The sequence below is a fragment of the Vreelandella sp. 162(4c) genome, assembly GCF_058152265.1.
In genome coordinates this window covers 148,012-163,519 of record NZ_CM176981.1, presented here as the reverse complement: position 1 = coordinate 163,519, position 15,508 = coordinate 148,012, and the positions used below count along the sequence as shown (strand labels likewise).

General features: G+C 50.0%; 12 protein-coding genes and 1 pseudogene. 9 read left to right on the top strand and 4 right to left on the bottom strand.

What is annotated here, in order from left to right:
- Nucleotides 1-178 precede the first annotated feature (178 nt).
- A complete protein-coding gene (locus AC4EYZ_RS00755) occupies nt 179-856 on the top strand; it encodes a response regulator (protein WP_041158404.1) in 678 nt (225 codons plus the stop codon).
- Nucleotides 853-2,160, top strand: coding sequence for an ATP-binding protein (locus AC4EYZ_RS00750; RefSeq protein WP_041158405.1), 1,308 nt, complete (start codon nt 853-855; stop codon nt 2,158-2,160). Before AC4EYZ_RS00755 ends, AC4EYZ_RS00750 begins: the two co-directional genes overlap by 4 nt.
- Before the next feature lie 11 nt (nt 2,161-2,171).
- On the opposite strand, the gene dsbG is transcribed toward AC4EYZ_RS00750, so the two are convergent.
- Genes dsbG through dsbD form a run of 3 tightly spaced genes read right to left on the bottom strand, consistent with a single transcriptional unit; the run spans nt 2,172 to nt 5,709 of the window.
- Complete coding sequence (gene dsbG / locus AC4EYZ_RS00745) at nt 2,172-2,954, bottom strand: thiol:disulfide interchange protein DsbG (RefSeq protein ID WP_052475614.1); 783 nt, start codon at nt 2,952-2,954, stop codon at nt 2,172-2,174.
- 26 nt (nt 2,955-2,980) lie between these two features.
- Nucleotides 2,981-3,805 carry a TlpA disulfide reductase family protein gene (locus AC4EYZ_RS00740; protein WP_041158406.1) on the bottom strand — a complete coding sequence of 275 codons (825 nt, stop codon included), beginning with the start codon at nt 3,803-3,805 and terminating at the stop codon, nt 2,981-2,983.
- Nucleotides 3,802-5,709 carry a protein-disulfide reductase DsbD gene (dsbD, locus tag AC4EYZ_RS00735; protein ID WP_235270499.1) on the bottom strand — a complete coding sequence of 636 codons (1,908 nt, stop codon included), beginning with the start codon at nt 5,707-5,709 and terminating at the stop codon, nt 3,802-3,804. The genes AC4EYZ_RS00740 and dsbD overlap by 4 nt, the downstream gene beginning before the upstream one ends.
- 217 nt (nt 5,710-5,926) lie before the next feature.
- Between dsbD and AC4EYZ_RS00730 the strand changes: the two are divergent.
- From AC4EYZ_RS00730 to cas6f, 7 genes and pseudogenes are all read left to right on the top strand, one after another.
- Nucleotides 5,927-6,810: pseudogene (locus AC4EYZ_RS00730) on the top strand (DMT family transporter).
- A 226-nt stretch (nt 6,811-7,036) separates the two neighbouring features.
- Nucleotides 7,037-7,495 carry a hypothetical protein gene (locus AC4EYZ_RS00725; RefSeq protein WP_235270500.1) on the top strand — a complete coding sequence of 153 codons (459 nt, stop codon included), beginning with the start codon at nt 7,037-7,039 and terminating at the stop codon, nt 7,493-7,495.
- Nucleotides 7,496-7,523: 28 nt separating this feature from the next.
- Complete coding sequence (locus tag AC4EYZ_RS00720; RefSeq protein ID WP_041158408.1) at nt 7,524-8,738, top strand: DUF4236 domain-containing protein; 1,215 nt, start codon at nt 7,524-7,526, stop codon at nt 8,736-8,738.
- A gap of 221 nt (nt 8,739-8,959) precedes the next feature.
- Nucleotides 8,960-10,198 carry a TniQ family protein gene (locus AC4EYZ_RS00715; protein ID WP_052475616.1) on the top strand — a complete coding sequence of 413 codons (1,239 nt, stop codon included), beginning with the start codon at nt 8,960-8,962 and terminating at the stop codon, nt 10,196-10,198.
- 4 nt (nt 10,199-10,202) lie between these two features.
- Complete coding sequence (locus tag AC4EYZ_RS00710) at nt 10,203-12,260, top strand: hypothetical protein (protein WP_041158409.1); 2,058 nt, start codon at nt 10,203-10,205, stop codon at nt 12,258-12,260.
- Between the two features lie 10 nt (nt 12,261-12,270).
- Nucleotides 12,271-13,320 (top strand): type I-F CRISPR-associated protein Csy3, encoded by a 1,050-nt coding sequence (csy3, locus tag AC4EYZ_RS00705; RefSeq protein ID WP_041158410.1) that lies wholly within the window; start codon nt 12,271-12,273, stop codon nt 13,318-13,320.
- Nucleotides 13,317-13,925 (top strand): type I-F CRISPR-associated endoribonuclease Cas6/Csy4, encoded by a 609-nt coding sequence (cas6f, locus tag AC4EYZ_RS00700; protein WP_041158411.1) that lies wholly within the window; start codon nt 13,317-13,319, stop codon nt 13,923-13,925. The genes csy3 and cas6f overlap by 4 nt, the downstream gene beginning before the upstream one ends.
- A gap of 441 nt (nt 13,926-14,366) precedes the next feature.
- On the opposite strand, the gene AC4EYZ_RS00695 is transcribed toward cas6f, so the two are convergent.
- On the bottom strand, nt 14,367-14,837 hold the full coding sequence (locus tag AC4EYZ_RS00695) for an Xre family toxin-antitoxin system antitoxin (protein WP_041158412.1): 471 nt from the start codon (nt 14,835-14,837) through the stop codon (nt 14,367-14,369).
- Nucleotides 14,838-15,508: the final 671 nt, after the last annotated feature.

Here is a 15,508-nt window from a genome sequence, read left to right as displayed (position 1 = left end):
CTGTAAATGAAGCGTGGATGTGGATAATGGCGGCTTTTGGCATTACATAATGCTGTTTAGTTGTTGGTTTGGATGGTTTCGATCTATCGGCTGCAAAATGGGGCTGCCTCATATTAACTTCATCCCCTAATGGCATACTGCTGATAGAAACCATTTTCTATGACCTTGAGGAGTAAGTATGCGGGTATTACTGGTCGAGGATGATGCCCCGGTAGCGGCTGGCGTCGAAGCAGGATTGGCACTGAGCGGCTTTGTGGTTGATACCGTCACCACCTTGGATACTGCGAAAGGCGCGCTAGCCACCATTAACTACGATGCTGTTATTCTCGACCGTCGATTGCCCGATGGAGATGGTTTGACGTTATTGAAGCATTGGCGTCATGCGAGCGTGGCGACGCCAGTGCTGATGCTAACGGCTCGAGATGCGGTAGCGAGCCGCGTCGAGGGCCTTCAGGGAGGCGCAGACGACTATTTGATCAAGCCGTTTGATCTTGACGAGTTAACAGCCCGGCTCCAATCGTTATTACGCCGTACGGCAGGGCAAGTGGATCACGCCATTCGTCACGGCAGCCTGGCATTAGACCCCGTCACACGTAGCGTCACGTTGGATGGAGAACCCGTCGTCCTGTTGCGACGCGAGTTAATGCTGCTGGAAGCATTAATTCGAGCTCGCGGGCGAATTCTGAGCGCCGATCAATTGAAGGACTGCCTTTACGGTATTGATGATGAGATCGAAAGTAATGCGCTTAATGTGCACATCTACCAACTGCGTCGCAAGCTGGGACGCAACGTGATCGAAACCGTGAGAGGTTTGGGTTATCGACTTGGCAAATACAACAGTGATGCGACCTCATGAATCTGCGCTTACGTCTGGTTGCTACACTTGGAATTACTCTCGTGCTGCTATGGAGTATCACTGCCATATGGTCAATGCGTGACCTGTCGGCGCAGTTGGAAGAGTCTCTGGATCAGCGTCTGGCTCAATCGGCGCGAATGGTGGCTGGTTTGTTGGATCGCGTGCCAGCAACGTCTTGGAACGGTACAGAAGATGAAACGCCAACGATTCCTTCGCTGGATGGTATCGCTTGTCGAGTATCATCGCTTCGTGGTCAAGTGGTGGCGGGTACGCATCCGGAAATGAACGACGTGCTTGCCGTTGAGGCTGAGGGGTATCGGTATCGCGAGCACAACGGGCAGCGCTGGCGAGTTTACACGTTAGTTGATAACGACAAGCGTATTACGGTGGCTGATCGTCTGAAAGAGAGAGAAGCACTGCTGCTGCAGGTTCGCCGGGCCGCGCTTTACCCATTTCTACTGGCGCTGGTGGGCAGTCTTGTTGCGCTATGGTGGGGGGTAACACGAGGACTTGCGCCGCTTGCCAAGTTACAACAACGACTTATTCTGCGCGAACACAATGACCTTTCGGCACTACCTCTTCATGGATTGCCTGGTGAAATTCGCCCGCTGATCGATAGTTTCAATACGCTACTGGCACGAACGCGACGTATGCTTGAATTGGAGCAGCGCTTTACCGACGATGCTGCCCACGAACTTCGTACACCGTTAACTGCCGTTCGCACACATCTGCAAATCGCGAGGCGTGTTGACGGTCACCAGCAGTACGAAGCGATGCAGCAAGCTGAAGCTGGAGTAGATCGACTAACGAAAACGCTTGGTCAGCTTTTGCTATTGGCGCGAATGGAAAGTGAGGACATCACACGTGCCCGTCGTTCTGATCCTACTCCTCTTGGGGGGGCACTGGTGGCTGCGATGACAGAAACCGGTAGCCGTGATCATTGTCATTATCCCCAGGGCGTTAACCAAGTACATGTCGCCCTATCTGAGCCGCTTCTCGTGACGGTTCTACGCAACCTGCTCGAAAATGCGATGCGTCACGGCGCACTCGGTGCGCCGATAGAGATTTCCGTACAGGAATCAAAGGGAATGACAGTCATCGATATCACTAGTCAAGGTGAAACCATTGCTGCCGAACACCTCTCCCGACTGACGAAGCGCTTTCATCGGGGAGATCATCCTAAAGGTAGTGGCTTGGGTCTTTCGATCGTCGAGGCGATTGTCACCCGGGCAGGAGGCCGAGTGATGTTCGCATCTGGCAATGGTGTTGGGCTACGAGTGACGCTTCAATTGCCTTCGGGTTGAACCCGTTTAGATTAAGGTGAATCACTCCCCATAATGGCTCGAAGCTTATCGGGCGAGGGAGCACCCATCACACTGTGCACGTCACCGTTGTCATCCTGATAAAAGGTCGCTGGCGTTGCAAAGAGTTGGCCATCGCGCATTAGCTGGGTGTTTTCGCTAACCCACTGCTCGCTTTGGTCATCCCCTTGATTTTCGGGCATGGCATCGTTGCGGTAATGCTCAGCCAGCGCTTCGCCAGGATTATCCGCATCGAGTATCGCGGCTGCCTTTTCAGGGCTGTCTGCTTTGAGAATACCTACTATCAAATGACGAACCTGAACGTCGCCACTTTCAACCCAGGGTTGGGCGTCTTCCCACAGTTGGCGGCAGTAAGGACAGTTGGGGTCACTAAAGGTATATACGATACGGGGTGCCTCTTTATCGCCATCGCGCACCCAGTGTTGGCTATCCATTTCTTGCCATAACTCGGCGTTTCTTTGACCGTTGACGAGTTGCTCTAGCCGCTCAGCTGAAACGTCCTGGCCCTCGGCATTGATCAGTGTACCAACTAGCGCATGCTCGCCTCCCGAGGTAAGGTATGCCGCAATCGTCTGGCCACGAGCACTACCTGCATATCCAGTCAGCCCGTCCGGCGCATCGAATTCTCCATGAATCGTGAGACCTTGCTGTTCGAGCTCTTGAATAGGGGCGGGCCACTCAGCGGCAGTTGCAGGCAGACTTGTTGCCAGCGCAATGCTAGTCCCAAGCGTTAGTGTGAGGCGTAGTGGTGTCATACAGGCGTTGAAAGCGGCCATGTGTGTTGTCTCCAAAGTGAGGTGAGTTAGAGGTTGAAACGCGCTAGACTGCGATCGAGCGTGGCGCGAGACAGCTCTCCAAAGTGGGTGTCGATAAGCGTGCCATCGGCGTTGTAATAAAGCGTGGTGGGCATGGCCATGGCACCCACGTCATGGCCGAGCGCATTGTTCCGGTCGAGGTAGACATTATCGAGGGTGAGTGACTCTTGCTGTAAAAAGGCACTAACGGTGCTGAGGCTCTCGCCCTGATTGACGAACACGAACGTCACGTCGTCTCGCTCTTGTTGAGCCTGCTCAAATACAGGCATTTCGCGTCGACACGGCGGGCACCAACTGGCCCAAAGATTGACCACCATGGGGCGATCAGCTTCGCTTAGCATAGTGGGAAGAGTCACTTCGTCATGCTTAAGCGTGGTTAACGCCGTCGAAGGAATGCTAGCACCTTGAGATACCATCAGTGTCAGTGCCCCCGCCGTCAGCGACCAGGTCAGAGCCCCTGATATTACGGCTGTCCCGAGAGGGCCGCGCTCGTGAGGTTGGCGCCATAGCCGCCAAGCAAGGTAAACCAAGGCGACGACAAGGCCCGCTAGCGGCTCGAAGCCGCGATCGCGTATGTCAAACCACGACCAGAACGTATCGTAGCTTTCGCCATATTGAACGATGAAAACAAGTCGCGCCCCGATCACACCCAAGAGCATGGCATTGAAGATGCTATCGCCAACGTTGACCTTTCGACGGCGGCCTAGCCAGCCTCCGATGATCAGTGCGATAACTATCGAAAGCATCAGCAAAAGCTGCCCTACGCTCAGAGCTAACGGGCCGATAACGAGGCTGCGATCCAGGGGACTCATGAACCACCTCCAGTGGTACTGCTGCCGGTTTGTTTGGCCTGATCGAAGCGCTTCAGAAATGTGTCAGCGTCTAGTTCGCCGATAATGCGCGCACTGCGCCGCTCGTGCCCGTCAGAGCCGAACCACATTAGCGTTGGCGGCCCAACGATGCCGAAGTGCTCCATGATCTCCTTGTCAGATGCGTCGTAGTTAGTTACGTCGATGCTCAACCGTTGCACATTCTCCAGTTCGGCTTGAACAGTGGGGTCAGCGAAAACTTCCTGTTCGATCACCTTACAAGAGATGCACCAGTCGGCCGTAAATTCGACGAGCGTCATCTGGCCGCTAACCCCGGTTTGGTCAATACGGGCATCAAGCGTGGCTAGATCTTCAACCTCATCAAAGGTAAGCGGTTGCTCATTGTTTGACATCGAATCTGCTGTGTTTGAGCCTCCATTAGTTGATGTAAAAATCGCTAGCGGACGCCAAGGATCAGAGGCACCGCCGGCAGCGCCGATTAACATTAGCGCGCTCCATATGGCTATGCTTGCTGCACTGGCCGTCAAGACTTGAGACGTGATGCCACTAAGGCCTTCGTTCCGAGCAAGCGACATGAGGGCTATCGCAAAGCTAAGTGTTAGAGCGCCCCAAAGGCCGAGAACGATGGCATCAGGTATTACGCGAGCCACAAACCAAATCGCCATCCCCAGTAATACAAAGCCGAAAAGCGCTCTGATGCGAATCATCCAGGCACCCGGCTTAGGTAGAAGCTGGCTACCCACGGTGCCGATCAGGATGAGTGGTAGGCCCATTCCGAGTCCAAGCGATAACAGGGCTGCGCCGCCCAACCAGGGGTTGCCACTATCAGCAATGAACAGTAGCGCTCCCGCTAACGGCGCGGTCATGCAGGGACCCACCAGCAGTGCAGAGAGTACGCCCATGATGGCAACCCCTTTCAAGCGACCACCACGTTGACGCGACATGCCTGAATCAAGCCGCTGGCGAAGCGCTCTCGGCAGCTCTAATTCGAATAAGCCGAACATGGCCAAGGCGAGAACGATAAACAGTAGCGAGAACAGGCCGATAAACCAGACGTTCTGAAACAGCATCTGTAGATTGGCGCCTGCCATGGCAGCGGCCACGCCGAGTAACGCATAGGTGGCCGCCATGGGAAGGACGAAGGCAGTAGACATCACTAAGCCTGCCGCTCGGTGGCTCTCGCCCACCTCTCGTCGCCCCGCGATCAAGCTCGAAAGGATCGGTATCATCGGCAACACACAAGGCGTGAACGTCAGTAACAGCCCCATGCCGAAGAATGCCGCCAGCGTCCAGAACCAATTACCTCCGGCCAGTTGCGCCGCCAGTTGCTGGTCTTCTGCCATCGTAATTTCTGGGTCAGAAGTAGGGTTTTCTTCAAATGAGGATTCGTTCGTGGCATCCGATGGTTCATCGGTTTTGGATATGTCCTGGCCAGCAGACGCTAAGTCAAAGGTCTGTTCCTGAGGTGGATAGCAAAGGCCCGCATCGGCGCAGCCCTGCCAGCGAAGAGTAATTGTTTCAGCATTGCCAGGCTGGGTGATCATACTCAACGAATGACGATAAACCTCAGAGCGTCCAAAATACTCGTCCTCAATGGTTTCCCCGTCAGGGATATTCAGCGATAGCTCACGCCCATCGGCTTCAGCAGAAAAACGGTGGCGGTAAAGGTAGTAGTCGGGCTCGATTTGCCAATCAATCTCCAGAGATTCGCCATCATGGCTAAGTGTTGGCTTGAAGACTTGCTCTGGAGGAAGAACGCTCTCCTGCTGGCCAAAAAAAGATTGTGCAGTGGCTACTGTGGTAACGCTTAGCAACCCCAGTAATAGTACCCACTGCACCAGCCTAAAGCACATGGCCTCTTGTATCGGCCTGTTCATAGCTCGCATTTCCAGCACTCCTGATTCGATGCTGGATAGGATGGCTTATGGGGATTAACTGAAAATGAAGGTTTTCCTGCCTAGTGGCTTGGCTGGCGTACAGACGGCCCTACCTGATACTCGGGCAGTGACCGACGCACTGCTTTCAGCGGCCCGGAGCAGGGTCCCATGACGCCCTTCCCCGCCGTCAACGATGTTAGTTCAACACGAGAAGCGAGGTTACAGGATGGGTGCGAGTACAATTTTTGTGGTGCTGGCGGCGCTTTTCTGGGGGTTATCTGGCGGGATCGGCGGAATCCTTATAGCCGACGGTTGGGACGCGTTCGTGGTTTCCTTCTACCGGGTGCGATCGGACTACTGTGCGTCCTCATCTGGCTAATACTGCGTCCACACAGTAGTGGCCTGACAAAACGCCGGTTATGGTTCTGGTCAGTCATCGCCGGTGTCGGCGTAGGGGGTAACTTCTCGTTCTATTTCTTAAGCATTGCGCACGGTAGCGTTGCTGTTGCGGCTACATTGATGTACAGCGCCCCAGTCTTCGTATATCTCGTATCCTTCGCTCTAAGGCTCGAAAGTCCCACGCCGCTGAAGTGGGCCGCGATCGCAGTAGTGATTCTTGGTGTCGTATTGCTTACACTGATTTATGACGTCGGTGCGAGTGGCGTTACGGCGATGGGTGTAGGTGCTGGTCTGCTTGCCGGACTGTCCTACGCAATATTCATTTTCGGCTTCAAGTATGCGGCGCCACACGGTAGCCCGCAGGCTATTCTCTCTATCGCGCTTATGGTACTTGCCAGTATTCTTATCTGGCCGAGTGATGTTGGCCAGACGGTTGCTGTCCTGAGCACGCCGGATTGGCCGCTATTCGCAGTACTCGGTGTACTCGGCGCAGGTTTGTCTTTTGTTCTTTATATCATTGGTTTGAAACATACTGCCCCGGCCGTGGCCTCCGTTGTCGCAATGGTCGAACCGGTCACCGCGACGCTGTTCGGCGTCGTGGTGTTAAGCGAAACCCTGGTAGGGCCGCAAATTCTGGGTATGGGACTGATATTAGTCACAGTGACCGCGCTGAGCGTCTTTTCAAGCTCTGGACGGCCACCCTCCGGATAGAATCACTAGCTGGTTATCGTTCTGATCTAGGATCCAACGCTGTGATTACAGCTATCTGTAGGTATTGACGACTTGCGAAGGGTGAACAGAGAAAGGTAACGAGTTTTTTCTTGGCTTATTTGATATTTGCCTAACTAAATATTACAGAAGGCGCGGAGTAGCCAAACCGCTCAAACTACCCATTATATCAAAACTTACTAAATTTCCGCTATTGGCCGAAATCGGAATGCACGAACACCCCATGGTGCGCGTGCCACGCCCATCAGGAAAACCCGAAACCAAGTCGATCCCGCGCTTAGCTAATGAATACGATACTTTTGAGCGATGCCTTGCGCATCGAGACCAACGTGGCAGAGAGATCTGGGGAACACGCCGCTGGAAGGAGTTGTTGAGAGTAGAGGCACGCTCCGTCGCGCGTCATCGTGAACGGCCTGCTGGCCCGATAACGGGCGTTTACCATTACGAGCGTCCCACTGGGACAACACTCTGGGTAGCGGCTTGGTATGCGTTGATGCCCGGTGGTTCACGCAAAAAACGCAGCGCGCAGTTCAGTTTCGGTACGTCACGCACCCGCTATGCGACCTCAGAAGAAGCCATGCAGGCAGCGATTAAGCGGCGGCAAGAGGAAGAGGCGCGCTGGTACTGTGTCGTGGGTAAGCGCGATCAACGGCGCGTGAACCAATGACGTAAGGTTCCCGCTTCAAGGAGTGCCGATGGCTTTTCGTTTTCAACGTCGTATTTCGCTTGCGCCCGGCGTGCGCCTGAATATCAGCAAGCGTGGTGTGGGCCTTTCTGTCGGCCCGCGAGGTGCCAGTGTCAGCATGGGGCCACGAGGTATCCATGCGCATGCCGGACTTCCTGGAACAGGACTGGCCTATCGCACCCAGCTGTCGTCATCTCGGCGCGCTTCTTCAAAGGAGCAAGCAAGTGCCCCCTCAGCCCTAGAAACGCGCATTGGGCAAGGGGAGTCGCTGGGGCTTCAGCTGTCGGTTAAAAAAGACGGCAACGTGCGCTACCTATTTGAAGATGGCACTCCACTCAGCGACCAGGACGTACGTTGGCTGCGCCGTCATGCACGTGATGCTATTCGTGCACAGCTCAAGACACTCTGCGATGAATTAAACGCGGACATCGTGCGCTTAGGGCAGCTGCACCACGATACCCCATCTCCTCAATGCAGTGGCTACACCCCACGCCATTTTGCTGAGCCGGCACCCACTCCGCCCACGCCGGTGCCTCTTCCATGGTGGAAAGTGCTATGGCCACCGGCACGCCGTCAATATGAGGTCGATAACACACGTCGCCAGAAGCGGTTTAATGATGACTATCGTACCTGGGAGCACCGCAAAGCCGATTTTGATGCCGCCGAGTTTGCCCGACAACAGCGAGAAGAGCAGGGCGTGCCAAGACAACGTGATGACATGACGCTCACGCTTCAAGAACGCCTAGAAGAGATCGACTGGCCTCGCGAGACCGTGATCGATTTTGATTTGGGAAGCCATGACACCACGATGGCGCTGGATATTGACCTGCCCTCTGACGATGACATGCCGGATCGAGAATGGACGATGCCCGCCAAAGCGCTCAAGCTCACCCCAAAATCCCTGAGTGCCACACGACAGCGGAAACTGTACCGTGACCATGTCCACGGCATTGCCTTTCGTGTGCTTGGCGCCGTGTTTGTGCGTTTGCCCTCTGTTCAAGAAGCGCGGGTATCCGGATATCGCCAAGTGGTTGATCCCACCACGGGCGGTACCCGCGATCAGTACCTTTACAGTATCAAGGTCACCCGGGCACAGTGGAACCGTATCCACTTTGATCAGCTTGAAAAGGTCGACCCGGTGGCGGCGGTAGAAGCGTTTACACTCCGCCGTGACATGACCAAAACAGGCATTTTTCGGGACATTGATCCGTTTAAGCTCGTCTAAACCCTGGCTGAGGCATAATTCCAAGGCTTTTGTGTTTGACCAGAGATTCCTATTCAGTGGTAGTGACAACGGGCAGGCGTGAGCGGCGCTGACATGACAGCTCAACCGTTAATCGTGGGAGGGGGGATGAGCTCCACAAGTCAATATTTTCTAGTAAAATTTATGCTTTATGGTGGATAACTGCTATATGTTTGATAAGGATATCTTAGCAGGTGATTGCCATGAAATTGCTTGTCCGCCCAAGTCCGTTCATTAACGAGTCACTTGAGAGCTACATGCTCCGTCTATCGCAAGAGAATTTCTTCGAATACTATCAGCAGCTTAGTCGAGCGATAAAAGACTGGCTGCAGCTGCATGACCATGAAGCAGCAGGGGCGTTTCCAGAGGAGTTGAGCCGTTTAAATGTCTATCACGCGGCTCAGAGTAGTAGTCGACGCATCAGAGCGCTCAAGCTAGTGGAGTCGCTAACAGATAATGAAAAACTTCCGCTACTACACTTGGCAGTAATACATTCCAGCGAGAAATTTTGTTCGCGCTACACGAGTGTATTTTATGGTGGTACACACGTGCCCAGGGCGTTAGTTCGGCAAAAGAGTATACCTGTTTGCCCTGATTGCCTCAGTGAAGCTAACTACATTCGGCAAGAATGGCATTGGATGCCCTATGAAGCCTGTATTAATCATGGCAAACAGATGCTGCATGAGTGCCCAAAATGCGAAGAGAAATTAAATTATACCGACTCTGAATGCTTGCATACTTGTCGCTGTGGATTCGATCTTCGTAACGCTGACTCTGAGCCAGCAGACGAATGGCAGCTTATCGCCAGCCGCCTAGTAGTGGGTGAGCATTCGCCTTCAAGGCATCCTCTGCTAGACATCCGCTCAGTCAGTTTGCGCCTAGCGTGTCTGCTGTGGTACCAGCTATATGTACATAAAACGCTAGATGCCTGCGATCAGGTTTCCACTCGTACGATTGAACAAGCTATAGAGTATTTCACGCATTGGCCTGAAGTGTTTACAAAGGAACTAGAGGAGCAAGTTTCACTCTCAGGCGATAAGTTGATATGTGATTATAATAAAACCTCATTTCGCGATGTTTTTGGCAATATTGTCGGTATCTCGCGTCTTCTCTTGAAGGCTTATCCAGAAAACGATTTTGTCTTGACGCCATTAGAGAATTTTTTAGCACGATTGGTTGATCAGAATCCGCAAACACGTGTGCCAAACGTCGCGGACCTACTTATTAGTATGCCGGAAGCCGCGATCTTGCTTGGTACGTCATATGAGCAAGCGTACCGGCTTTATGAAGAAGGGTATCTTAAATGCGCGGTTAGATTGAAATCACATGAAAAGCTAGTGAATGGTATTGGAGTGTTTTATTTAAGAGAAGTAATGGAGCTGCGTCAATCACGAATGCCGATTGAGACAGGCGCTTACAATAACTATTTACCCGCGTGGTAACGTCATGTCTTTAAATACACTGTTGGAACTTGATGAGCCAAGCCGCTCAGAAGCAATTCGTAAAGCCTTTGCTCCCTACACGCCGCTGCTAGAGGTTTCTGAAGATGTTAACGCTGCTATTCTGGTGCTGCTTAACTTATCGCATAAGCGTCAGTACGCTCCCGATTTGTTGAATAAAAAAAGAGCAATTGAAACACTCAAAGATTGGCAGCATATAGAAAGCTGTGCGCAGGAAGTACAGTGGCTGCACTCACATAACCTAAAGTATCCTGATACACGTGTCGCACATCAAAGAATTTTAGTAAAGTCTGAGAAGCCCCCTAGTAGTGTCATTTCTTCATTTAATAGCGTGAGTCGTTTGGGCTGGTCACACAACTCAGCAGCTGTTAATAAAGCAAAGCTTTTTGGAGCTCAATTTATATTTAATGGTGTGACACACTGTTTAGCTACAGTCATTATAGATAATGAAGAAAGGTGGAAGGAAGAATTCAAGAAGCTTGGTATATCTGATGGTCAGTGGATTTACCTTCAGTCGCTTTTCGTGAAATATTTTACTGAAAATCTATTACCCTCTTATGTGGATAGATATTCTGTACAAGTGACATTTATCTACCAAGGAAAAGATGTAAGCATTACACCGGTCACTTCACATTCATTGTTGGCCGATATTCAAATTTCTCGCCGCAATAAAGCTGGGAGTTTTTCAACAATAAAACATTGGCACCCCTCAAGTGTTGGAGATTTAGCATCATCACTTGGAGGCAATATCTCCGCTCTTAATTATTCACCTCGCTTGCTATCTAATAGTTGCTATAAAAATGGGAAATTTTCTGAAAGCGTGTGTGTAGACTTTCATCACAGTTCTTTAAGAAGTCAATCGTTTATCCTGGCATGTAATGAAATTGTTGAAAGTAAAAGCTTGTTGGTAGCTAAGGAAAGGCGAGATCATAGGCGTTCTGCTATTAAGTTGCTGAGGCAGTCTTTATCTGAATGGCTATCCCCAGTTAGCTATTGGCGAAATGTAGGAGGGGAGGTACCTTCAGACCGGGAAAACAGCACTGCATTTCTTTTGATTTCTGCTCTTGACGAGGATTTACTTGAAGTCTTACCTGAGGTTAATAAAGAATTGCATAGTATTTTGGTAAGGTATCCCCAGACACAAAGTTTTGCTTATCATCCAGAGCTATTAATTCCTTTCAAGGCTCAGCTTAAGTCCTTGTTGATTGGGATGAAAATCAAAGAAGATGAACCCATGGCTGAAGAGCCATATCATTACCTTCACTTTAAAAACCTACATGTATTCGATGCACAGGCGCTATCTTGTCCCTATCTAGTGGGCTTGCCTTCACTGCTAGCAGTATGGGGAACCGTCTATAACTACCAGCTACGTTTACGAAAACTCCTTAAACGGAACATTGTCTTTGAAGGAGTTGCCTGGTTTTTGCGGCAGTATGAGCTTTCTTCGGGTGCCAAGATATCTGCCCCTTACCTACCACCAACGAAGCCAGGCGAGGCTCCTAAACGCGCAGGCCTGATTGATATGCGCTTTTGCGATTTACGCATGGATTTAGTTATTCGCTATCGTGTAGAGGATGGAGATGATACTCCGCTGGGAAATGACGAATTACCTATGTTGCAGTCTGCTTTCCCCGGAAGGTTCGCTGGGGGGACTATGCAGCCCCCGCCACTTCATGAAGAGTTGCAGTGGTGCCAAGCATACGCAGATGCGCACAGTTTATTGGCAGCCATATCGCTTCTGCCGGATGAAGGTCGCTGGGTTGTCGACTCAGAAAAACAGGTGCAACGCATTGAAAGCTTGGTGGCATGGTTGTCCAAGTACCCCAATCATTTACCTGCTACGAGTGGCTATCAGTTGCTTGAAGAACCTTGCTATCGGTCTGGTTCACACAGGGAGTGCCATGCTTATGCTGAGTCTGTGGTAGGTCTAACAGAGACGCTGTCACCGGCAAGCGTGAGGCTCAATGGTAAAGCTGACTTTCTTAAAAACGCATTCTGGAGGTTGAAAAGCCAGAACCTGACTATGCTGATGAAAAAAGCATAGGCAGGTCAGTATGATGAACTCTTTCAGGCATCTTAGCTATGAGCGCTCTCTCAACCCAGGTAAGGCGGTTTTTTATTACCGGACAGATTCGAGCGAATTTGAGCCGTTGCAAGCTGAAGTGACACGGTTTCGTGGCCCCAAGTCAACGTTTAGCGATGGTTATATGGCATCTGGAACTGCACGCGCAAAAGAAACAAGTGATTTAGGCTTTTCTAATCCTATTATGCTCGAAACGTGTTATGTACCACCTTTAGTCGATACGGTGTATTGTCGTTTTTCTTTACGCATCATTTCAAACAGTTTAGAACCAAATATCTGTGATAATGCAGAAGCAACAAAAGCATTGAGAGAATTTTCTGATACTTATAGAAGCTTGGGTGGATATCATGAGTTAGCAACCCGATATGCTAAAAATATTCTTTCAGCTGAGTGGCTTTGGAGAAATAAATTTGCAAGAGGAATAGCTGTTGAAGTTTCTACCTCAAGTTTAAAAAACTACTGTGTTAAAGACGTACAGTACAAAGAATGGGGTTCTTCTTGGGAAGGAGGTGACCTTAAATCATTAGAAGGACTAGCAGCCGAGCTTGAAGAAGCACTTTCTTGCCCACAAAAATTTCTTTTTGCTGATGTAACTGCCAAAATTAAAACAGAATTTTGCCAAGAAATATTCCCCAGTCAATTATTTGTTGAGAAAGATGATAGAGGCAACGGAAGTGCAGCGAGGCAGTTTATGAAAAGTACAATGAGTGATGGTCGTCAAGCAGTTAGCTTTGGTGCTTATAAAGTTGGAGCAGCAATTCAAAAAATTGATGACTGGTGGCTAGATGAAGGTGCTGAATACCCTTTAAGGGTGAGTGAATACGGTGCAGATCGTAGTCGGGTTTTAGCTATGCGTGAGCCGGTTACGAAAAAAGATTTTTACTCGCTGTTAAACGAAATTATAAGTATCACAGAGAAAATGATTGAAACCAGGCAGGCCAGCCCTAATGCACACTACTTGATGTCAGTGCTAGTGAAGGGCGGTATGTTTCAAAAAGGAATAAAGAAAGGTGAAAAATGAGATACTTTTTTTACATAAAATATCTAATGCCGTCAGCTAATCACGCATTTTTAGCAGGTAGATGTATTGCTTGCTTACATGGTCTTATGAGCGGCTCTAAGATAACAAGTTCGGGCATTGGTGTTTCGTTTCCATCATGGGCTACGGACTCAGTAGGGGACTCAATCGCTTTTGTGAGTAAAGATATTAATGCTTTGTCTTACTTATCATCAGTGCGGTATTTTAAGAATATGGTGGACGAAGAGTTTATTGAAGTTAGTGATATCAAAATGGTTCCTGCCATATCAGAAGAAGTTAGGTTTATTAGAAACCAGCATGTTGCTAAATCTTTCCCAGGCGAAATTAAGAGAAGGCTGATCCGCAGCAAAAAGCGGGCGGAAAAACGTGGCGAGACGTTCATGCCTAGTAGTGCCGTATCAGATCGCTTCGTTGATCACTGCCACGTAATTCCTATTGATAGCCGATCGTCAGGCCAACGCTTCCCGCTGTATGTGCAGCTTGAAGCACTTGGCGAAGAAAGCAAGTTTGATAGCTACAATAGTTACGGGCTTGCTACACAACATACATACCCTGGTTCTGTGCCAAGCCTTAAGCAGATTACCTAAATATTGTTAGAAAATATATTATGATACTTATCAATGGCCTGCCTGAATTACGCCAAAAAGGGTATTTTTAGCATTTTGTACTTATCTCGTTGATGTCTATATTTAAACTGCTAGCTAGGTCTAGTGAACCGCCGAATAGGCAGCTGAAAAAAACAAGAAAACCGTGCAGGGAAGCAACAGCAAATGAACCGCCGAATAGGCAGCTGAAAAAATGTACTGCTGTGATCTAGCCGGTGAGCCGCTGTGAACCGCCGAATAGGCAGCTGATATTAGGACTGGAAGCCAGCAACGGTAATGATACACACCGCCGCAAGGCAGTATTGGTTTTCAACCCTCCAAGATTTCTTGGAGGGTTTTTTGTGGTGCTAGGTGAAGGCTATTTCTGAAGATGAGTTGGTTTGCTCTTAGAGCACCAGCCTGGGTAATAATGAATACCCACCTTCACGCCACACCGCCACACTCCATAGCGAGGAGTAGACGCCGAACCCGTTTTGCTTCGATATCAGTGCCGCATAGCATGACAGGTGCCTGTCCTCCCAGCGCTTCGTTCGAACTAGACATCCAGTTGATCGTGGCCAGTTTGTCCTCGAATACTACCATCGCGAGGTGATTTAAGGTCGCAACCCTATCAAGACGTTCTGATGTCACTGAGCTCAGATTTTTTCCTTCACGTCTGCGGCGGTGAACCGCCGAGAGGGACACATTGAACAATGCCTTAACCTGCTTATCCTGTAGCTGAAAGGTCTCTTGCACTGTTAGCAATAACGTTGGTGAGAGGCCTTCCTGGATACTTTGTAAACGCTCAGACTCTTTACGCATCGCTTGGGCTGTGATGAACCGCCAGAACTCTGCTGTCCGTATTTCACGCTTATTATTCCTAGCTTTATGAGGCGAGATTGGTAGTTCTGGCATAAGTCGCCTCGTCAAGTGATGGTTATGAAACTTCACATGAAGCGGAGATGGATAACAGCACGGAGCGACTGTTTCTGTTTGAAGTGTAGTCTGTATCTCATGGTTGGTTATGCACGTGAACTATGTTTTTTGGCATCGGCACTGGATGGGGCTATGTCGAAATTTGCAGAGAATATAGACATGGCATCGTGGCCAGATCAGCCATATAACCAGTTCTTCTTTTGAGCGTTTATAGCTGAATTCAACGTAAGCCGTAAGGTGTCCATTTTAGTGGGATGCTCAGCAGTTTTGATCATGTGCTGCGGCCAAGAGCTGTTTATCAGGATGTTTTTTTATGACGTTATTTTGCTACCGGAGCAAACGATCGTTTTACTTTATGTCATTTAAAAGTGGAAAAGTTATGTCATTTTGCGGTGGAATTCCTGATGTAAGTGGCTGTTTTCTGGTTCTGGTTATGTCAGATTGAAGTGGAAACGACATTTCTGATATCCTGCCCGCTTTAGCTTGTACTCCCCTCCTAAACCTGTAGTGCCCTAAACCTAGAGTAACCCTCAGACCTACTGAAAAAATTACCTTTCGAGGCATTGTCACTGGTTTTTAATCAGCACCTCAGAGACATTGCGCGCCAAAGAAATGTCGCTCAGTTTTAGATCATTATCTGGACTGGCTTT